Genomic DNA, 20,486 nt, shown 5'->3' with positions numbered 1-20,486 from the left:
ATTTTTTGCGAAAAAAAGAGATGCGACCCATCGGTCAGCATCTCTTCATCTTTACGTTTCAATCAGGTGTGCCGTGACCACAATCCGGTCCCGATACCCAAGGTTTTCGTCATACGGTCCTGCACAAGTGATCAATTGAATACGCTTTGACTGAGTCGCCGCAAAAATGGAAGCGAGCGGCACTTGGTCGAGGCGATACTGTTTCACACTGACCACTTCATACGTTGCGACTTGGTCTTTCCGTTGGAGCGTCACCAGTTCTCCGATCGGAAGTTGATCCAGATTCGCAAAGATAGCTGGACCATTCAGATCATCTAGATGACCCGATAGGACGACATTCCCCGTTGCGCCTGCTTTGGCTCCGTATTGATACCAACCGACTTGATTCACGTCAGACGGTGTGTCCATTCTTCCAGCCCCATCCTTCCCGACCGCTTCAATCGATGTATCAACATCGATTGAAGCTATGACCAGCCGGGCAGGGACGAAACTGTTCGAATGAAACGTTTGTCGATCGACCTGCTTCGAGGTCAAGACCTGCGGTTCGGCAAATTCAGCCGTTGGCATCACGAACGGTTTGTCAGGAGCTTCCGCTTGAGCGCTCCATACGAGAAATGTGATTGTTCCTAAGAAAATCAGTTTAAGCGTCTTGCTTCTGACGACGAAAGACGTAGAATCCAGCTGCTGCCGCTCCAACCACTGCTGCCGCGAGCAACCAGTTCATTGAAGCTGTTTGAGCAAGACCACCTTGTCCTGTTTCAGGAGCCATTGCCATTTCCCCACCATCAGCAGCGAGAAGGACTTCAAACGCTGGTTCTCCTTCAAGGAGTCCGATTGCGAATGCTGTATAGTTTTTGCCACCTTCAAGTGCAACACCGTCAAGTGCTTTGACGACGTCAGTCGCTCCAGCGGGGCGGACTTCAAGGTCATAAGTTCCAGCATCGAGTGTGCCGTAATCACTTACTGCTTTGAACTCGAGGTTTGAGAAGAGTGGGTCGCCACCTTTAGGTGCGACATCAACCGCTGGTGCATCTGGTGCGAAGTGAGCGACACGAACTTTCGATTTACCATCTTCAAAGTTTGCATCGTCTTCCATTGCAGCGATTTCGATGTTTTCAAGTTGACCGATTGCAGCGGCTGTATAGAACTTGCCTGCCTCGATTGAAAGGTCTGCTGCGACGACGACTGTTTCAGCGTCACCTGCCGGCTTGATTTCAACGTTGTAATCGCCTGCAGGAAGTGTCAAGTAGTCTGTGAGATCCTTGAATTCTGCTCCCTCGACCGCGACTTCCCCATCCACGTACACGTCAACTGCCGGTGCATCAGGTGAAGCATGTAGCACACGGACCATCGCGTTTTCATGTCCATCCGCGCTAACCGGTAAGACGAAAGCGAAAGCCAGTGCTAGAGTACCCAGTAAAGACATCAACTTCTTCATGTGAAATTTCCTCCTTTTGATCTTTGGTAACCCACAACGTGCATACAACAAATGTGATGCAGTGCTACATGGTGTGCTACATCTGATTGCTATGTAGCTCGGTGACATCTTAAACTTAAGACAATCCGACAATGACGTAAAGGGGACACTATGCCCTGAATGTGCTCCGATATGCTAACGGACGAAAGCGCTATCTTTACATAAAATGTAGTTCCCTTCCAACCAAATATAGAACCACTCAGTCGGCGACTAAGTGGTTTCGTTTGCCCATTCGATATCATTGACAAAGATGGCATCGACTTGAAGTGCCATACAACGCTCAAGTTGATGTTGTGTTTTAATCGTATACGGTCTGATCGGAATCCCTCGACCTTGCAACGAGCGTACTTCTTCGTCTGTGATCCGATCGATGTGTGGGTGGACCGAATCCGCTCCGACGAATCGAAGATATCCGGAAATGTCATAAAGCGGCTGTGCAAGCAGAATGGCCGCTTCGATATCCGGTCTCATCTGTTTCAATCGGTGAATGGTCTCATGATTGAATGAGGAAAAGAGAATGCGGGACGCATCAATTCCAGCGGATTCAATGGATTCGATGATGCGAGATTCGATTCCTTCATATCGAAGGACATCCGTCTTCACTTCTAAGTTCAAAATGACCGATTCCTCTTTCACCAGGGCGAACAGCTCCTCGAGCGTCGGGATGTGTTCTTCGACCCCATGATGTACCCCGGCATTAACCTGTTTAAGCTCATCATAGGTATAGAGTGAAACTTGCCCTCTTCCGTCGGTCGTCCGTTCGAGCGTCTCATCATGGATGAGCACGAGGACGCCGTCCTTTGTCATATGGACATCCGTTTCAATCCCATCTGCTCCGGTTTCGAGTGCGAGCCTGAATGCCGACATCGTATTCTCCGGACGATGTGCCATCACGCCACGATGTGCAAATCGTTTCATTTGGCAACTGTTTGATATTTCTTCGTCAAATATCGAACGAGCGGTTGGACCGAAATCGCTTGACCCGTCACTTGTTGAATGAGTTCGTTCGGGGTGAGACGTTTTCCATATTGATGAACGTTCTCCTGTAGCCACGCTTTGACCGGTTCAATTTCACCTTCTGCAATCAATGTCTCAAATTCCGGAAGATCTGATTTCAACGTTTCTGTCAATTGGGCCGCATAAATCAATCCGAGGGCATAGCTCGGGAAGTATCCAAACGAACCGCCTGCCCAATGGACGTCTTGGAGGACTCCTTTGGCATTCGACGGGACATCGAGTCCGAGATACTCTTTATACTTTTCATTCCATGCCGCAGGAAGCTCATCGACGGACAACGTCCCTTGGATGAGTGCCTTCTCGAGCTCATAGCGGATGATGATGTGTAGACTGTATGTCAATTCGTCAGCCTCGATCCGAATCAGAGATGGTTTCGCTTCATTCACACCTCGATAGAAAGTGTCGAAGTCGATTGCATCGTATACCGGATGAAGCGATTGTAGTTTCGGATAGACGCGACGCAAGAACGCTTCGCTTCGTCCGATGAAGTTCTCAAAGAAGAGCGACTGGGACTCATGAATCCCCATCGACGCACCGCCACCTAGCCCGAGTTCATCGAGCATCGGGTCGATTTGCTGCTCATACGTCGCGTGACCCGCTTCATGCATCGTACCGAACAGTGCATTTCTGAAATCTGCTTCATCATACTTCGTCGTAATCCGGACGTCGCGGCGGTTGATGGTGATTTCGAACGGATGTACTGTCGCATCCAATCGACCACGTGATAAATCGTAAGCGACGACATTCATCCAGTCATGACAAATGGTTTCTTGAACATCCGCCGGCATCGACCAGTCCAGAGAGAGCGATTCTTTTGGGAGCTGCTGGATGAGAGGAACAAGTTCGTCTCGGAGCGAGGCGAATAATTCGTCTAAGAGCTCGACCGTCATGCCCGGTTCGAAATCATAGAGCAATGCATCGTACGGATGTTTCTCATAGCCGAAATATTCCGCAAATTTTTGCTGGAATTCGATAATCTGTTTAAGGTATGGAGCGAACATGTCCCAGTCGTCCTGTTCTTTCGCCTTTTCCCATGCCGTCTCGGCTTCCGAAACGAGTGTTACATATGCTTGATATTCATTGTGTGGAATCTTGGCATTCCGTTCGTATTGCGTCTTCGCGATTTCAAGTGACCGCGCCTCGACGTCAGATAAATCCTTTTCATCTGCCATCCGTTCTAGTAATGAAGCGAACGACTCACTCGTCTGTCGTTTGAACGCCTCAGTCGATAAATAACCGATCGTTTCTGCCCGAAGCGGTGCCGACTGTTCCGGCATTTGTGTACGCATGTCCCAATACAAGAGCGAGATCGCCTCATCGAAGGAACGCAGTTGCTTAAAATGTTCACGCCATTCTTTTGTAACTTCCATCTGTCTTTCACCCCTATGTGTTATTCTGTTCCCTTTCTACTTTATTATAGATGTCAACCTTTGCCTACACCAGTTTACAAATCTTCTCGCTTGCTGTAGGAAAGTGGTTTTATGGCAGGACCTTCTAAGACGTTGCCTTTTGCATCGAAACGAGAGCCGTGGCATGGACAATCCCATGACCGCTCGGCATTGTTCCATTTCACTGTACAGCCGAGGTGCGTACAGGTCAGGTTGACGACATGGCATTGGTTATCCAAATCTCGATAAACGCCACTCGTCTTGCCATCAACTTGCACGACCCCACCCTCGTCTAGCTGTAGGTCTTTTACATCTTTTCGTTCAAATAGCCGATCGACTGTCCCTTTCGCAAATTGAGTGGCAGTATCTAAGTTCGTTTTAAGAAATGCACTGATATCACTAGATTTAACCGTTTGACGGAGCGGTGAGACCAGATTGACGAATCGGTTCGGACGACCTGTGAGTTGATCCGCGAGCAAGGTGCCGGCAGCGATTCCGTTCGTCATCCCCCATTTCGAAAATCCAGTCGCCACAAAGAGATCTGGTTCTCTCTTGAACATTTGCCCTACGTAAGGAAGTCCGTCTAAGGTGATAAGATCTTGAGATGACCACCGATAGGATGCCCGATTCGTTTCGAAATGTGCCTGGGCATCATGCTCTAATCGATCATATCGGCTACGCGTGTCAGTGACTTGCCCCGCCGTATGCCCTTCACCGCCAACTAGTAAATAGGTCTTTCCGTTTTCCTCATAGGACCGAAACGAGCGTTTGCGCTCTCCTACCTCTAAGTACATCCCTTTAAGTGGTCGACTCCGCGATTCACAGGCGACAATATACGATCGCTCAACAGAAAATTTCGACACATATAACCCGCGCAGGTCATTGAATGGATAATGGGTCGCAATCACGACTTGATTTCCTTGTACTCTTCTACCGGTAGAAGTAGTGACTACAGGACGCGGTCCTTGACTCACTTCCGTCGCTCTAGAGTTTTCATAAATCTTCCCACCGTGTTGAACAAAACGATTCGCTAATTCACTTAGATATTTCATGGGGTGGAATTGGGCTTGGTTATGAATCACCAACGCCTGCTCGATTGAAAACGGGAGCGCTTTTCTCACTTCTTCCGTCGCTTCTCCCCCGTCAATCTTTAAGCGACGATACGCATCCAGTTCTTTCGTAAGTTCTTCGTTCGGTTCCCTAGAATAAAGAAACGATTGTTCATTCGAGTGATCGCAGTCAAACCCTTCTTTGATTTGATTTTTCAAATAGACGAGCGCTTCTGAGTTGAACTCGTAATATAAACGCGCGATGGATTCATCAAAATGACGAATCAACTTATGATAAATCGTCCCATGTTGAACGGAACATTTTGCCGTTGTATGTCCCGTCGTCCCATGTCCAATCTCTAGTGCTTCTAAAAGCGTCACTTGCCTCCCTCGTTTTTGGAGTTCATAGGCGCAGACGAGTCCGGCAATCCCTGCCCCGATGACGACGACTTCGGTCGATTCCGAAACGGAAAGGGATGGGTACGGCGTCCCAGTATCATGTTGACGCCAAATGGAGTTCGTGAACGGATAACGATGCATAACGCATTCTCCTCTCAAAAAGTGACATCTTTACCCTTATACCCGAAACACAATTCTTTCACCGCCGATCAATCATTGACCTAGTTCTTTATTTTATCAGCGAAAAAAATAAGCGTTTTCTATTATGTTTATAGAGTAACCAAAAAAGGAGGGACTTTTGTTGACCCGTAGAAGGAGACACCGAAGAAGAACGTACATCATGCGAAGAATGATTGCCGCGGTCGTTCTACTCGGAATCATCGCACTGATCCCGACGTTGGTCGGATTTAAACAAGATAAAGAAGCACCGACATTAGCAGAAGCGTCCACACCAAAAGCTGAACCGATGAAGATAGGTCCGCTTTTCCCGGATATCGACATGGGTTCATGGAGTCCGAGTGAGACGAAGATGATTTCGGATGAGGAAATCTCTGTTGGTGCACTAACTTTCGTCAATGTGACCAAACAAGAGATATTAATCGATAAAAACGCCAATGATCGTGTGTTTCCAGCCAGTACGACCAAATTGATGACGGCACTGCTTGCTTATGAGAAGGCATCTGCAGCGAATGAACTCGACCAGCCGATCATTACGATTCAACAGTCGACACTCGATATTCCATGGGACAGCCATATCGCGCATCTTGCCATCGGGGATACATTGACAGTTCGTCAAGCACTTTACGCCACGCTACTTGAATCCGGAAACGATGCTGCGAACAGCCTTGCGGAATACACGAGCGGGTCGACCGAGGCCTTCGTTCAATTGATGAATGATCGAGCAAAGGTTTTAGGATTGACTGGAACGCATTTCGTAAATGCGCATGGCTACTCGGATCCGAATCATTATACGACGGCGAACGACATGGCTAAAATCGCCTTCGCATTCAGTACATACCCGGAGTTGATTGAAATTGCCGGGACTTATGAATTTAAAGCCGAATTCAAAGATAAAGACGGTAACGGCAAGCGTCGTTGGTGGTATCACCTCGGTTCATCCGTCAATGAACGAAGTGTCAACTACTCGAAGTTTGTGACCGCCACGAAGACGGGTTATACGGACGAATCCGGATATACGATGGTATTCATCATGAAACATAATGGCGAAACATATATCTTGGTTACGATGCAGGCGAAATCTGGACAAACGTTCCCGACGATGCGACTTGTTGAAGAAAAAGCATTCAAATAAGGACCTCAAGAGCATTTAAAGATGCTCTTTTTCTTATGATTAAAAATATGTTTTCTGAAAATTTTCCCATAAATATTACATTCGTGTTACACAGGAAAGTCCTCAGCATTTCAAATATTCAGAATATTTAAACTTTTTATTCGAAAATTTTAGCCTTCATCCGTTGGTATAATGGGCTTTAGAGCCGTTTTTATGAAAAAGTGTAAGTTTGCAATCATTTCAAAGGTTCTGTAAGGTAAAGCACAAGTTCGCATTTTCAACTTTTGTTTTTAACTTTGTGATGTCTTCACACAATCGCGAACGAGTTGATTAAATAGATCTTTTAACTTAATAGGAGGTAATTCAATGCTATGGCAAGAATGGGTATCCATCGCGCTTTATCTCGTGATGATGCTTCTTATCGGATACGTTGCTTATAAACGAACGACCGATTCATCAGATTATATGTTAGGTGGCCGTAAAATGGGGCCAGGTGTTACAGCCATGTCAGCCGGAGCTTCGGATATGAGTGGTTGGATGTTAATGGGACTACCGGGTGCAATGTATGCAACTGGACTATCAGCAATTTGGTTAGCCGTTGGATTGGTCATCGGAGCTTACTTGAACTACTTGTTAGTTGCTCCACGACTTCGCGTCTTCACAGAGATGGCGAACGATTCGATTACGATTCCAGATTTCTTAGAGAATCGGTTCCGAGATCACTCGAACTGGCTACGGATCCTTTCTGCATCCGTCATCATCATCTTCTTCACGTTCTACACGTCAGCTGGGCTTGTATCCGGCGGGAAGTTGTTTGAAAGCTCATTCGGATTAAATTATCAGACAGGTGTCATTGTCACAATTAGTGTCGTCATCTTATACACCCTCTTCGGTGGATTCACGGCAGTTAGTTGGACGGACTTCGCACAAGGTGTCATCATGTTCTTGGCGCTCGTGCTCGTACCATTCGTCGCTTTAACAGATATCGGTGGAGTAGACACTGCTGTCAACTCTGCAACGACAATCAATGCCGATTTGTTCGACCTCTTTAAAGGGACGACGACACTCGGGATTATCGGTCTCCTCGCTTGGGGACTTGGTTACTTCGGTCAGCCACACATCATTGTTCGATTTATGGCAATCCGTGATGTGAAATCATTGAAAACGGCTCGTCGTATCGGGATGAGCTGGATGACAGTATCTATCATCGGTGCCGTCATGACAGGGTTCGTCGGAATCGCTTATTTCCGAGGACAAGGAAATCCACTCGGGGACCCGGAAACAGTCTTCATTCAATTCTCTGAAGTCTTGTTCCACCCGTTCATCACTGGTTTCTTATTGGCAGCCATCCTTGCTGCGGTCATGTCGACGGTATCGTCGCAATTGCTCGTCACATCATCTGCATTGACAGAAGACTTCTATCGTAAATTCTTCAACAAAGATGCAAGTGAGAAGACGATGGTCCTTGCCGGACGTGTTGGTGTCTTGCTAGTAGGAGTTGTAGCGACGCTCATGTCACTCAACCCATCAAGTACAATCCTCACACTCGTAGGATATGCATGGGCTGGATTCGGTTCTGCATTTGGACCAGCAATCCTCTTGTCACTTTACTGGAGCAAGATGACGCGTCAAGGTGCCCTCGCTGGTATCCTCGTCGGTGCCATTACCGTCATTCTCTGGATCGTCACTGGACTTTCGACAGTCCTTTATGAAATGGTACCTGGCTTCTTCTTGAGTATGTTGGCAATCGTGCTTGTCAGTAACTTTACTAGCCAGAAAGAACAAAAACGTATCAACCGTGAATTCGGTGAAATGGAAGCTGAATTGGCAGCAGCGAAGAAAGAGTAACGATTCACACAAAAACTCGGTTCCCTATAAAGGGACCGAGTTTTTTGTTTTACATCGATGCTGCGATTAACCAGACACGAATCACAAACGGTACGAGAACCAACACGAACATTGCGTTTCGCATCCACCGATTTCGGTTCCAATAGTACGCCATTAGTACGAACGGATGCAATGCGACCAATTCGTATGGATTGAACCAAAACCATGTGAGAATCAGTACGATTAAGAAGTACAATACTGATTTTTCTTTCGACGTTCGGTATTCACGCCACATATCATAGGCGCCTTTAAAGAAAGCGATGAATGTTGCAATCCAGAATACGATGACAATCACATTATCAAATCCACTAAACAACTGAGTAACCACCTTTTAGGAAGGATTTTCTACATAAAAACCGCCCCAGTAAATATGACGGTACGTAAACTCTTTTCCACTTTCTACAGTAATCACAATTTCATCTTCCGTCAACACGAGGACATGAACCGGTACCTCACCCTGGCGAAGCATCGGGCTAAATAATTGAAACTGTTTGTTTAACCATTTGCGCTCTGAAAAGTTTTGATAGTGATGTAGAGAAAGCATCGGATGGCTCAAGTATGCAGCTCCAACTATCGCGACAGCGATCGGTGGCGCGCCGATTTCCATCATGAACGAGAAGACGAGAACAAGTGATAGCAATCCGTAACCGAACTCTACTAATTCCATGAGAGATGCCCGACTGGCTATCACATACTGAATTACACGAAACATGAGATACAAGATGATACTGACAATCAAGTACTCAGAGAATGGCGAATGGCGGAACGAGACGTCTAAATAGAACAAGACAGGTAACAGTAGGATCCATTTCCATAGATGTAAGGCGAGGTAAAACAATGATTGATCGATGAAACGACGATTGTGTACGAGCCGTTGCATATCCATGTTTCCCACCTCCGCTTTGATGATGTGACCTTACGATACCATTCCCTATTCTTTCGAATGATAACTAGCAATTACACGTCTAACGAAGTTTTTCTTTCCTCTCGATTAACGTCGCATTCAACAGCCCACCAAGCAAGATGACAGAGGCAGCGAGATAAAACCAAATCAATAAGACGATGAACGCACCGAGTTGACCATAAAACTGTTCATAGTTTGCGAATTGTGAATAGTAACTAAACACGTTCGAGACGAGCAGAATCCCTACTGTTGCAAAAGCGGCTCCGGCCCAACTATTTTTAAATGTTCCGGACACACTTGGCAACCACTTATATACAAATACGAATACAGTGAATAGAAGACCTGTTCCGATGATCCATCTGAAGTAAAACCAAATCTGCGCATATGTCGTGACAATCTCATCGATGAACAACACGTATGAAGAGATTTCTCGAAGTGCCGTCTCAATCACAGGGACAAGCAATGAAAATGGCAACACAAACATGAGCGCCAAGGTGATGGCGATATCCTGTAAGACGCCCCTCCAAAAGGCTTTATTACGAACAGCCCGGTAGGCATCGTTCAATGCTCGCACGAGAGATTGTACGGCCATAGATGAGATCCAGAGTGCTGGTAAGATACTGAATGATGCCAATTTCAATTTGGAGTTGTCGAATACGGCTTCAATGTTCCCTTCTAATAGCTTGTAACTGGCTTCAGGCATGATGAGTGATAACGCTTGAATCACATCGCCACTCGTAAACGGCAAAAATCCGACAATCCCTAATACGAATAATAGGAACGGGAACGTGGATAGAATGAAATAATAGGCCAACATGGCCGCTTGATCAAAAAATCGTTCCGTAAAAAATCGCTTGACGACTGTCAAAAATACTTGTTTCATCGATACTCTCTACTTTCTTTTAATAAAATAATAGCGGTATTTGAAATAAATAATTTGAAATGAAGAGGAAACCCCTGATGCCAGGGGCGTCCCAATGATGATCTTTAACTGATTTCTTCTATTTTCGTTTCCCACGCTTCGATGTGCTCTTTACCAGGAAGATCGACACCATCTTTAAAGAATTCCGGGTCTCTTCCTTCTTTCTTTTGAACCATATAGTCATCGAGGAGCGTCTTGGCGACTTTACTCAATCGGAAGATCGCATACATGTTGACGAGTGCCATCAGCCCCATAAAGATGTCGGCAATCGACCAGACGAGTCCCGCCGATCGTACTGACCCGAACATGACCATCCCGACAACGGCAATCCGATAGATAATCAAATACCGCTTCTTCTCAGAAATGAACTCGATGTTCGTCTCCCCATAATAATAATTGGCCAAAATCGAACTGAAGGCAAAGAGTAAGATGGCGATTGTCATGAGCGTCGTCGCAATCGGTCCAATTTCGACGAGAAGCGCCTCTTGGGCAAGCCCGATCCCTTGGAATGCTTCAGAGCCTTCGACACCTGAGATGAGGACAATCATCGCCGTTGCGGTACAGATGAACAATGTGTCCACAAATACACTAAGCGATTGAATCAACCCTTGTTTGACCGGGTGACTCACCTCAGCGGTAGCTGCGGCGTTCGGGGCAGACCCCATCCCTGCCTCGTTCGAGAACAGGCCTCGTCGAATACCTTGGAGGACAGCTGCACCGACCGCTCCACCGAACAACTGTTGGAAACCGAGGACACCTTCAGAGAAGATGGCCGAGAACACTTGTGGCATGACATCAAGATTCGTAAGGACGATCCAAATGGCTAGTAAGATGTAACCGCCCGCCATGATTGGTACAATGATTCCCGATAAGGTCGAGATGGAACGAATCCCACCGAAGATGACGATAGCGGTGACAACGGATAAGATGATGCCGACCCAGACCGTATCGATCTCAAATACGTTATTCACGGAGAGTGCGATTGTATTCGCCTGGACGGAGTTGAAGGCAAAACCGAAGGCGAACGTAATCAAAATGGCAAATACGATACCTAACCAGCGTGCACCGAGAGCGCGCTCAATATAGTATGCCGGACCACCACGCCACGCCTTGCCGTCATGCACTTTATACACCTGGGCGAGCGTACTTTCAACGAATGCCGACGCCGCTCCAATCAGTGCAATGAGCCACATCCAAAATACGGCGCCAGGTCCGCCTAAAGCGATAGCCGTCGATACGCCGGCGATGTTCCCCGTACCGACTCGTGCCGCCGTTCCGATGGCGAATGCTTGGAAAGATGAGACCTGTCCTTTCTCATGCTTGATTCCTTTCACGAATAAAAGTTTAAACATTTCCGGTAACATTCGAAATTGAACGAACCCCATCCGAATCGTAAAATAAAGACCTCCTGCAATCAATACGAAGATGAGAAGGTACGACCATAAATAGTCATTGATTTGCATAATCAGTTCACGAATATCCAACGAAATCGCCTCCTTTTATCGAGTTTTTACCCGGTCTGAATATGACGGAAACAGTATGTTCACCGCACTTCCTTTAGAATCTCTTCACAGAGACGATGTGTCTCGAGACTGTCTTCCGCGACAACGGAGGCGTTCGGTTCCCCACGAAGTAAACGTAAGAAGTCTTCCACAAGGTCGATAAAGCCTCGACGCTTTAAATTGGACTCCCACGGGTCGAGCGACCATTCCTTCACACCGTCTCGTCCATAGTCTGTAATCCGCTCCACATCGCGTGTGACCCGCTTCACGGTCGGTGACATGACCTCCATCACTTCTTCGGTACAACCGTTGTCTCGGTTCATCCAACCGATTGCTTCGATTCCCCCTGCCATGAAATGAATTATCACTTGTTTCAGCACATCCCCTTCAAATCGTGGTGTCACGCGCAACCGCTCGACAGGCTGAAGATCGGTCAAATAACGGAGCGTATCGACGACATGCACGAAATCTTCGATCACAAATTCACGGAGCGTTGCCGGTTTATACGTTCTGTTCTTTTGAATGAAGACCATATTTTTTTCTTCGATTTGTTTGAGTGCCTGCGTGGCCGTCGCAAATCGCCGATTGAAGCCCGTGACGAGATGTACACCTTTCTCGTTAGCGAGTGCGACGAGTCGCTCCGTTTCTTCAAGAGTGAACGTGATCGGTTTGTCGATGAAGACATGCTTCCTTTGCCGCAGACAATACTCGGCTTGCTCATAGTGGACAGCTGTCGTCGAATGAATCATGACGGCATCGATTTCTGCCATCGGCACAGCGTCGAGCTCCGTATATCCTCCTTTAAAACGATAGGTCGAGATGACTCCGTGTAACTTTTGTTCATCTCTAGAGACAAGATACACATCGACGTCCTTTAATCCAGCATATACTGGCAGATACGCTTTTTTTGCCACGTCACCTATGCCTACTACCAAAATATTCATCTACTCACTCCTCCAATATTATGTAGAAAGCCCGAAGCGACTGCCTCGGGCTCACGTAATAGATACAATCTCAAAACTTGTGATCGGTTCACGAATCGCGTCAGATACAATCTGATAAGCCGCATGTAGTTCTTCTTGATTATTTAAGTCCGGCACACGATCCATTTCCACCTCGACCGTCCGAGTGTTTTGTTCTTTCGCATGTAACTGATATTCGACGGTATACTTTTCCATCATCTGTCCCCCTCTAATTATACATATGTTATGTATAACCTGTTAGACGGATGATGAAACAAGTGAGTTTGCTCTAATAAAATAGAAAATGACCGCTCAGTTGAACGGTCATGGATTCATTATTCTGATTTCGGTTTCTCGTCACGGTCCGGACGTGGACGGCGCTTTCCGAAGTATTGATAATATTGCGTTTCGATATTTCCGTTGTACAACTTCCGACGCTTCGTCGCAGGGCGTCCGTATGCCTTCTCGAAGTCTTCATAACTCGTCAACATGTAGACGCTGTAACCAGGGTATTTCGAATATTGTTCTCCGATTCGCTCATACAAGTCGATGATCTCTTCTTCTGACTGAAGTCGTTCCCCATACGGAGGGTTACCGATGATGACTCCGTACTCTTCTTTCGGCTTCAGTGCGGCTGCGTCACTATGGACGAACGTGATCGCATCGCGGACGTCAGCGAGTTCTGCATTGTCTTTTGCGAGTTTGACCATCCGCGGATCGAGGTCGATTCCATAGATTTTTAGCGGTTTATCCCACTCCGCCTTCTCATTCGCTTCATTAATTGCCGCATACCAAGCTTTTTTTGGGATGCATGTCCAATCTTGAGCGAAGTAATCACGGTTGATACCCGGCGCGATATTTCGTCCAATCATCGCCGCCTCGATGGCGAGCGTCCCTGAACCTGTAAATACGTCATAAAACGGCATGTCCGGACGCCAGTTTGTCAATTGAATCATCGCCGCTGCCATCGTCTCTTTGAGTGGAGCTTGCGAATGAAGCTCACGGTAGCCACGACGATGGAGCGGACCGGACGTGTCGATCGTGATGGTCGCCACATCTTTCAATAGGGCGACTTCGATTGGGAATTTCGCGCCTGACTTCGGCAACCATTCTCCCTCTTTACGATAGCCGCGTTGCATCGCTTCAACAATCGCCTTCTCCGTAATCTTCTGACAGTCACGAATCGAGAACAGCTTCGATTTGACCGAGCGTCCGTCGACCGTGAACGCCGCGTCCCACGGCATGAGGTCGGTCCATGGTAACGCCACGACCCCGTCAAACAATTCTGTAAACGTTGTCGCCTTGAACTCGGCAACGACGAGTTTGACCCGGTCTGCTGTCCGCAACCACATGTTCAAACGTGGGATGTCTTCCATTTCCGCGTCGATATAAATCCGTCCGTTCTCGACTTCGCACGTGTATCCTAAATCCCTTACTTCTTTTGCCACAAGTGCCTCGATTCCCATCGCTGCCGTCGCAATCAGTTTACGTTTTGCCATCTAAATCGCCTTCCTTCTACATAAATATCTTTCAGTCATTTTGTAAGTTGTAAAAAAATCATGAAAAAAGGAGCTCAAGTATATGTGCTTGAACTCCTTGTCGTTGTCAGTTGAGACTATGTTGTCCTGTAAGCCATGTTCTGTACTCCGGTGCTCATAGCGGTCTCCCTGGCACGATGGAGTGACAATCATCTATCTGCGCACATCGGCGCCCTCCGTCCCGTTCGATTCCGGTCTGGAAGTTCCCCTACCATAGTTTGGGTTTCTCGCTCGTGGGGTTTACCTCGTTCCACTCTGAACGTTTCCGATCAGACTCCGTCACTGTGGCACTTTCAAGAAGCGTACACCATATCCGAGGACTTAGGTGTTTCTTCTGCCGTCAACTTGCGTTGCCTACACTTATCGTTTCGTGTAGCACGATCACTACAGCCATCACAGGCTGTGCGAGCATGGACTTTCCTCAAGACTTGCGTCCCGCGATTGTCCAGACCTCATAGTCACTTCAACCATTGTAGCTGAAATTTGAACGGTTGACAACTTAAATTCGAAACTTGATTTTACGTTCAGTCAGCGCTAAAATAAGGCGTGTTCATTGAATAAGGAGGGATTTTGATGCATCAGGATGCAAAAAACGGTTGGATTCAACGTCTGACTTATGTAATAGAAATCGATGACATTAAAGTGCTCCACCCGAACAACGGCGTGTTCGCCTTCTACCGAAATAATCGTCTCGTCCGAGGGTTTGAACCGTTCGATATCAAGGCACCGAACGAACTCTCGAAACGACCTTATCATTTTGACCATCACAATTTAGCACACCTCGAGGAGCGTTTCCCGGATGCCATTCCAGTATTCGATGAAACGCATGAGACGCGTCGTGCTTGGAGCGACCGCATCCGAGTCGGCCTTTGCGAAATCATCCGAGATGGGAAACTCAGTTTCGAGCATATTGATGACCAAGGGAACGTATTAGAAGCGAGTATCCGTTGGTGTGGAGAAGCCATCACCATCGATTAAATAGAAAAAGCCGTCTCTCCGTTAGGAGCAGGCGGCTTTTTATCTTACAAGGTCTCTGTGACCGGAGGCTCGTCTTCGATGATTGGTGGCTCAAAAGATGTCGTCACCACTTTTTCGCGAAGGTCCGTCGGCTTCAGAATTACGGTCAACTTTTCCGCCGTATCCCCTCTTACCGGGAATGTCCCAGCGATGTGGAGCGCTTCGTATAAGACCTTCCCATTTGAATCAAGTACCGTGACCGTGCCTTTTCGTGTCGTGTGAATCGAGAACGTCCCTTCTTCCGATACCTTCACAGACACTGCCGTCTTCAACGTGTTGACATAATCAATCGTTCGGCTCGTGTAGCGCTTATGTTTTCCATCCGTGACTTGACCGACGATGCGATATTGTCCGCTCGGTAGCCAATCCCCGCTCGAATACATCGTGAACGACCGATTTGGTGTGAGCGTCTTGACTTTCTTGTTCCCTTGATACAGTGTGAACGAGGATTTCAAGTTCGAATGGTTCATGACACTTAACTTGACATCATTCACGTATCGACTCTTCCACACCGAAGGGGCAGAGATGTGAATCGGGCGAGCCGTCGCTTCTAATAGTTTCATTGTATTCAATTCCGTATAGGACTTGCCGGACGCTCGAGGCATCTTCGCAATTAACTGGTCGATCTCACCCGGTGTCAAATAAGGGTTGATCGATTTGACGAGCGCGAGGCTCGCCGTGACCATCGGTGCCGCCATCGACGTCCCATCCATATAGATAAAGCGGTTGTTGACCCCGAGCGAGAGGATGTTCACACCTGGCGCCACGATTTTGACGCGATCGTCCATATTGCTAAAGCTCGCGAGACGATGTCTAGAATCGATTGCACCGACCGCGATTACTTCTTTCATGTTTGCAGGAAAATTGATCGTCTGTTTTCGATCATTTCCAGATGATGCGACGATAATGACCCCTTTTGCCCTTGCCCGTTTGATTGATGCGGCCAAACGACTATCATAATCATCCCCACCAAGCGAGAGGTTGATGATGTTCGCCCCTTTCGCCACAGCCGTATCCACGGCATTAGCGACCGTCCAAGAGTCCGTTTTATCTTTATTCACCCCGTAAAACACATTATAGAAGTGGTAGCGGACGTTCGGCGCGAGTCCTGCAATCCCAAAGCGGTTATGTTTCCCGGCCATGATTCCGGCGGTATGCGTACCGTGAATATCCGCAGTATACGGACCTTTCATGGAATTGACGACACGAGGAACGTTCTTCAAATCCGTATGGTTCCGGTCAGCTGACGAGTCAATCAGCGCCACAACGATATCACTTGCGCCTCTCGTCTTACTCCAGGCCAAATCCGTACCGATTTGCTTCACATAATATTGACTCGTGACTTGTGGTTCTGAAACGACGTAGCCATGTTTCTTAAGGATGACTGGCTTTGCAGCATCTACTCCGACCGGCAGTAAAAGGGCAATCGCTGTCAAAAGGGCAATCTTTTTCATTCCTTCCGCTCCATTCCAAACTGATAAAGTGACTCCATTATCTCAAACTTTGGATTAGATTTCCCTTTTTTTGAATAAAAAGTTGTCGACAAATTCACCAATAGCTTGGCTCATCCGGATGTAACATATCAAACTCGACAATCCGTCCAATCGTCAAGTACGTATAGTAGCGCGCCAGTTCCACCCGACTTGGGTCGGGACGAAATCCTTCTAAGTCCTCTCCGAGCGGGGAGCCGTCAATGGTCTCAAACTGCTGGCAAAAAAAAGACTCGGTTTCGGCGTCCCAGACGATACGATCTCCGATATATCCGCTTCCGAAGCGGATGTAATCGATGATGGACGGAACGATGACTTCTGCCGGCAAGCGTTCGCTCATCCGACCGACGAGCTCATATCGCAAGCGATCTGCCTGATTGGCTTCCTCGAGGGAGGCACATTTGAGTACTTCTTTATTGATTTCAATCAATACGACATAATCCCCTGGTTCAATGGAGAGCTTCATCGCCTCACCTCACTTTTCATACCTTCATCCGATTCTCTACAAGTCATTATTCGAGATAAATGGTGGGAATCCTGTCCATTCCTCATTTTTTTCCAAATCGCAGTTGAGTTCACAACGGTCGAACTGTTTTTGTTATACTAATCATATGAATTGAGAGAGAGGAAGTGCACCATGGCCAAACGACCGCTGACCCCTCGAGAAAGTGAGTTGATTGCGACCGCGTTATTTGTTGTCGGAAGCGTCCCATATTCAGGACATATCGACCGTCTCGAATCCCTCACCTTACGTGACATCGCTGATGACTATTTGAATGGAACTGCCACTTCCGCAGACGCGATCGACGCACTCGACCAATACATCTACGTCCGGCGTCATCGCTTCAAAAACGTGACCCCTCACAACCTCTGGACATTGGATGATAGGACTGAACAAGAAGCACTGCGTCATATCTCCAAGCGACCCGAATTGAAAAAGGGTCAGACGTTGAATAAACGGAATCAACCGTTTCAAGCAGGACAAGAAATCGAGTTCAAGGTGGACAAACATGTCGACCGTGGACAATTCCGCATCTACATCGGAAAACTTCAAGGGTACACGTGTAAAGCCCAGTCAAAAGAACGTGAAAAGCTGAAGTCAGTGTCAGGATGGATCACACATATCGATCCGAAAGACCGATTGGTATTTGTTAACGTGACAGACTTCGGACGGATGCCAATCGAACCTGCAATGAAACAAGAACTTGAATCGATGAGCGCCTCGATGCTCGGTTGGTTCGCCACGGCAACAATCCCTTCTGAAGAAGAAGCACTCCTTGCCAAACAGATGATCGGCACGTTACAGCGACGCGATCAACCGTATTGGTTCACGTTGACGACCGCGTTGAACCACCCTCGCCCAGAACATGTGAAACGCTGGGGAACAGTCGTGAATCTTCTCGTCAAAGCGAGTAACGGTGACCAAAAGGCCATCCAAACATTAGAGACACAAGAAGACAAATATTTTAAGGATGCGTTCATCCGCGCCCTCCGTGCCCTTCATCAAGAGATGACGAAACAATAAAGCTGATACGACTCGAGGTGACTCCGCATGGGTCACCTCGTTTCGTGTCGAACCTATTTTGGAAAGGAACGACCGATATGCGTATACTCATCGTAGAAGACGACCCATCCATTTTACGCCTTGTGAAGGAGACGTTCGAGGATGCGGGTCATGAGGTGTTGACGGCGACGGATGGGAACACAGGCGAAGAACGTTTTACAACGCAACCAATCGATGCCGCAATCGTCGACATCATGCTCCCAGGGCTTGACGGTCGTGAGTTGTGTCGACGACTCAAGGCGACTCTTGATATACCCGTCATCCTACTAACCGCTCTCGATGAATGGGAGGATAAGCGCCAAGGGTTCGAGCATGGGGCAGACGACTATGTAACCAAACCTTTCATCCCTGAAGAGTTATTGTTCCGATTGCAAGCCGTCTCGCGGCGTTATCAACGCTCGGCCGCTTCACAAATTCAAGCCGGTCCTCTTCGACTCGATTTAAGAGAGTACGAGGTGACGCTTGAAGGGCAGCTGTTCTATCTTCCTAAAAAAGAGTTCGAGCTATTATTTCAACTCGCCTCTTTTCCGGGAAGAGTGTATCGTCGTGAGGAGTTGATCGAGTTGGTGTGGGGATTTGATTTCGAGGGGGATGAGCGAACGGTTGATGTGCATATCAAGCGACTTCGTAATCGGTTCGATCACCCTGCTCTGACAATTCGAACGGTACGAGGTGTCGGATACGCACTCGAGGTGAACGGATGAAGACACTCTACACGCGAATCATCGTCACGATGTTCCTGATTTTACTTCTATCCGGAGCCATCTCTCTGTTGATCAGCAATGTGGCTTATTATACGTGGTGGCAACCTTCCTATAGCGAGAAGACGGAACGGGTCGCCAAAATGGCGGAGTCGTATGTCGAGAACCATACCGATTTAGACTATGATGCCTTCTATACCTTTTTAGCCGCGACCGGATACCAACTGGTCGTCGTGGACTCCGCAGACGAACGTCGACGCTTTGGCGGTGCATTTCGAGACGAGACCATATCTGACGCCGTGATTCAGTCCGTACGGAACGGAGCTCCCTATCAGGGAATGCGTGACTTTCCGTTTCATCTCTTCTTGCTCGGATTGTTCGATAATGAATTGACGAACACATATGGATTTACACTTGAAAACGGAGACGTCATTTTTATCCGTCCGGACTTGAGTGCCCAAATCCGTGAGTTACATCTGTTCGTCGGTCTATTTTTCGCACTCGTGACCCTCTTGGCATTTGGCTTGATCGCCATTTCGACAAGGTCCTTGGTCCGCCCATTGCAGACGCTCACGAAAGCGACCACATCCGTCGCCATGCGTAAAGCTCCGGAACATCTCCCCGTCGAGCGTCAAGATGAGATTGGGACGTTGGCACGACAATTTCAACACATGTCGAACGAGATCAATCGGACAGAAGCGAGACAAAGACGATTCGTTTCGAATGTCTCCCATGAATTCCAATCTCCGTTGACTTCCCTAGTTGGCTATGCAGAAAAATTGGCTGACGGAACGAAAGGAGAATCGAAGGAATATGCGCGTGTCATCGAACAGGAGACGAAGCGTCTATCCCAATTGACGAAACAACTGCTGCTTTTATCACGATTGGATGAAAATCCACCGATTCTCGAGACGAACGTGAATGTGCTTCAATCGGTATCCGAAGTCATTCAAATGAACGCATTCATTCTTGATCAAAAAGGGATTGCCGTCGTTACTGACATCCCACAAGACGTAGTCTTGAAGAGTGACCCGGTTCTACTCGCACAAGTTTGGAACAACGTATTGGTGAACGCCGTCCATGCCTCACGTGATGGAGGCACCATCCACATCACCTGTACCGTTGATCCGGGTGTCGTCATCTCGGTTACAGATGAAGGGATTGGGATGGATGACGAGACAAAAGAGCACCTCTTCGACCGCTTCTATCGCGGAGACACGGCTCGAACGAGTCAAGGGACAGGTCTCGGTCTCGCCATCACCTCAGATATCATCGACCTACATGGCGGAAACATCACAATCGAGTCTAGCCTTGGAATCGGCACCACGATCCATCTACATTTTTGATGTCGTTCATATTCTGTTCATATTGGTTGCGT

At 47.6% G+C, this 20,486-nt stretch carries 20 protein-coding genes and 1 other RNA gene; 6 read left to right on the top strand and 15 right to left on the bottom strand.

Annotated features, from left to right (window positions below; translation table 11 throughout):
• Nucleotides 1–51: 51 nt before the first annotated feature.
• The 5 genes from KNO71_RS11145 to KNO71_RS11125 all read right to left on the bottom strand — a co-directional run bounded on the left by KNO71_RS11145 (nucleotide 52) and on the right by KNO71_RS11125 (nucleotide 5,471).
• Nucleotides 52–696: a class F sortase gene (locus KNO71_RS11145; RefSeq protein ID WP_251025611.1), complete on the bottom strand. Its 645-nt coding sequence runs from the start codon at nucleotides 694–696 to the stop codon at nucleotides 52–54.
• Nucleotides 641–1,438, bottom strand: a complete 798-nt coding sequence (locus KNO71_RS11140) for a DUF4397 domain-containing protein (protein ID WP_012726359.1) — start codon at nucleotides 1,436–1,438, stop codon at nucleotides 641–643. The genes KNO71_RS11145 and KNO71_RS11140 overlap by 56 nt, the downstream gene beginning before the upstream one ends.
• Nucleotides 1,439–1,687: 249 nt before the next feature.
• Entirely contained in the window at nucleotides 1,688–2,395 is a 708-nt protein-coding gene (locus KNO71_RS11135; RefSeq protein WP_214688688.1) for a glycerophosphodiester phosphodiesterase, read from the bottom strand.
• A complete protein-coding gene (locus KNO71_RS11130; RefSeq protein WP_214684215.1) occupies nucleotides 2,392–3,864 on the bottom strand; it encodes a carboxypeptidase M32 in 1,473 nt (490 codons plus the stop codon). The genes KNO71_RS11135 and KNO71_RS11130 overlap by 4 nt, the downstream gene beginning before the upstream one ends.
• 74 nt (nucleotides 3,865–3,938) lie before the next feature.
• On the bottom strand, nucleotides 3,939–5,471 hold the full coding sequence (locus KNO71_RS11125; RefSeq protein WP_214688686.1) for an FAD-dependent oxidoreductase: 1,533 nt from the start codon (nucleotides 5,469–5,471) through the stop codon (nucleotides 3,939–3,941).
• A gap of 199 nt (nucleotides 5,472–5,670) precedes the next feature.
• Between KNO71_RS11125 and KNO71_RS11120 the strand changes: the two genes are divergently transcribed.
• The gene (locus KNO71_RS11120) at nucleotides 5,671–6,642 is read left to right on the top strand and encodes a D-alanyl-D-alanine carboxypeptidase family protein (RefSeq protein WP_251030100.1); all 972 of its coding nucleotides are present in this window, start codon (nucleotides 5,671–5,673) and stop codon (nucleotides 6,640–6,642) included.
• Between the two features lie 345 nt (nucleotides 6,643–6,987).
• Nucleotides 6,988–8,469, top strand: a complete 1,482-nt coding sequence (gene putP / locus KNO71_RS11115) for a sodium/proline symporter PutP (RefSeq protein ID WP_078146955.1) — start codon at nucleotides 6,988–6,990, stop codon at nucleotides 8,467–8,469.
• 49 nt (nucleotides 8,470–8,518) lie between these two features.
• Here putP and KNO71_RS11110 read toward each other — a convergent pair whose 3' ends face one another.
• The 8 genes from KNO71_RS11110 to rnpB all read right to left on the bottom strand — a co-directional run bounded on the left by KNO71_RS11110 (nucleotide 8,519) and on the right by rnpB (nucleotide 14,789).
• A complete protein-coding gene (locus KNO71_RS11110; RefSeq protein WP_078146956.1) occupies nucleotides 8,519–8,824 on the bottom strand; it encodes a hypothetical protein in 306 nt (101 codons plus the stop codon).
• A gap of 15 nt (nucleotides 8,825–8,839) precedes the next feature.
• Nucleotides 8,840–9,394: a hypothetical protein gene (locus tag KNO71_RS11105; RefSeq protein WP_012726366.1), complete on the bottom strand. Its 555-nt coding sequence runs from the start codon at nucleotides 9,392–9,394 to the stop codon at nucleotides 8,840–8,842.
• A 79-nt stretch (nucleotides 9,395–9,473) separates the two neighbouring features.
• Nucleotides 9,474–10,295 (bottom strand): YihY/virulence factor BrkB family protein, encoded by an 822-nt coding sequence (locus KNO71_RS11100; RefSeq protein ID WP_214684210.1) that lies wholly within the window; start codon nucleotides 10,293–10,295, stop codon nucleotides 9,474–9,476.
• A gap of 104 nt (nucleotides 10,296–10,399) precedes the next feature.
• Nucleotides 10,400–11,818, bottom strand: a complete 1,419-nt coding sequence (locus KNO71_RS11095; protein ID WP_214684209.1) for an alanine/glycine:cation symporter family protein — start codon at nucleotides 11,816–11,818, stop codon at nucleotides 10,400–10,402.
• Between the two features lie 59 nt (nucleotides 11,819–11,877).
• Complete coding sequence (locus KNO71_RS11090; RefSeq protein WP_214684208.1) at nucleotides 11,878–12,780, bottom strand: Gfo/Idh/MocA family protein; 903 nt, start codon at nucleotides 12,778–12,780, stop codon at nucleotides 11,878–11,880.
• Between the two features lie 51 nt (nucleotides 12,781–12,831).
• Nucleotides 12,832–13,014 (bottom strand): hypothetical protein, encoded by a 183-nt coding sequence (locus tag KNO71_RS11085; RefSeq protein WP_148209436.1) that lies wholly within the window; start codon nucleotides 13,012–13,014, stop codon nucleotides 12,832–12,834.
• 119 nt (nucleotides 13,015–13,133) lie between these two features.
• Nucleotides 13,134–14,297, bottom strand: coding sequence for a THUMP domain-containing class I SAM-dependent RNA methyltransferase (locus KNO71_RS11080; protein WP_214684207.1), 1,164 nt, complete (start codon nucleotides 14,295–14,297; stop codon nucleotides 13,134–13,136).
• Nucleotides 14,298–14,421: 124 nt separating this feature from the next.
• Nucleotides 14,422–14,789, bottom strand: an RNA gene (gene rnpB, locus KNO71_RS11075) — RNase P RNA component class B.
• A gap of 120 nt (nucleotides 14,790–14,909) precedes the next feature.
• Between rnpB and KNO71_RS11070 the strand changes: the two genes are divergently transcribed.
• Complete coding sequence (locus KNO71_RS11070) at nucleotides 14,910–15,314, top strand: hypothetical protein (RefSeq protein WP_078146958.1); 405 nt, start codon at nucleotides 14,910–14,912, stop codon at nucleotides 15,312–15,314.
• Between the two features lie 44 nt (nucleotides 15,315–15,358).
• Here KNO71_RS11070 and KNO71_RS11065 read toward each other — a convergent pair whose 3' ends face one another.
• Both KNO71_RS11065 and KNO71_RS11060 read right to left on the bottom strand, forming a co-directional pair.
• Nucleotides 15,359–16,807 carry a S8 family peptidase gene (locus KNO71_RS11065; protein WP_214684206.1) on the bottom strand — a complete coding sequence of 483 codons (1,449 nt, stop codon included), beginning with the start codon at nucleotides 16,805–16,807 and terminating at the stop codon, nucleotides 15,359–15,361.
• Nucleotides 16,808–16,901: 94 nt separating this feature from the next.
• On the bottom strand, nucleotides 16,902–17,309 hold the full coding sequence (locus KNO71_RS11060; protein WP_078146960.1) for a hypothetical protein: 408 nt from the start codon (nucleotides 17,307–17,309) through the stop codon (nucleotides 16,902–16,904).
• 171 nt (nucleotides 17,310–17,480) lie between these two features.
• Here KNO71_RS11060 and KNO71_RS11055 point away from each other — a divergent pair, with 171 nt between their 5' ends.
• The 3 genes from KNO71_RS11055 (at nucleotide 17,481) to KNO71_RS11045 (ending at nucleotide 20,454) form a co-directional block, all read left to right on the top strand.
• Nucleotides 17,481–18,368 carry a hypothetical protein gene (locus tag KNO71_RS11055; protein ID WP_078146961.1) on the top strand — a complete coding sequence of 296 codons (888 nt, stop codon included), beginning with the start codon at nucleotides 17,481–17,483 and terminating at the stop codon, nucleotides 18,366–18,368.
• 77 nt (nucleotides 18,369–18,445) lie between these two features.
• Nucleotides 18,446–19,111, top strand: coding sequence for a response regulator transcription factor (locus KNO71_RS11050; protein WP_078146962.1), 666 nt, complete (start codon nucleotides 18,446–18,448; stop codon nucleotides 19,109–19,111).
• The gene (locus KNO71_RS11045; RefSeq protein WP_078146963.1) at nucleotides 19,108–20,454 is read left to right on the top strand and encodes a sensor histidine kinase; all 1,347 of its coding nucleotides are present in this window, start codon (nucleotides 19,108–19,110) and stop codon (nucleotides 20,452–20,454) included. The genes KNO71_RS11050 and KNO71_RS11045 overlap by 4 nt, the downstream gene beginning before the upstream one ends.
• Nucleotides 20,455–20,486: the final 32 nt, after the last annotated feature.

Origin of the sequence: Exiguobacterium sp. s163 (assembly GCF_018617135.1) — a bacterium.
Classification (GTDB): domain Bacteria; phylum Bacillota; class Bacilli; order Exiguobacteriales; family Exiguobacteriaceae; genus Exiguobacterium; species Exiguobacterium profundum.
Note: the sequence above shows the minus strand (reverse complement) of the source record. Positions and strands in the feature narration are given on the sequence as shown.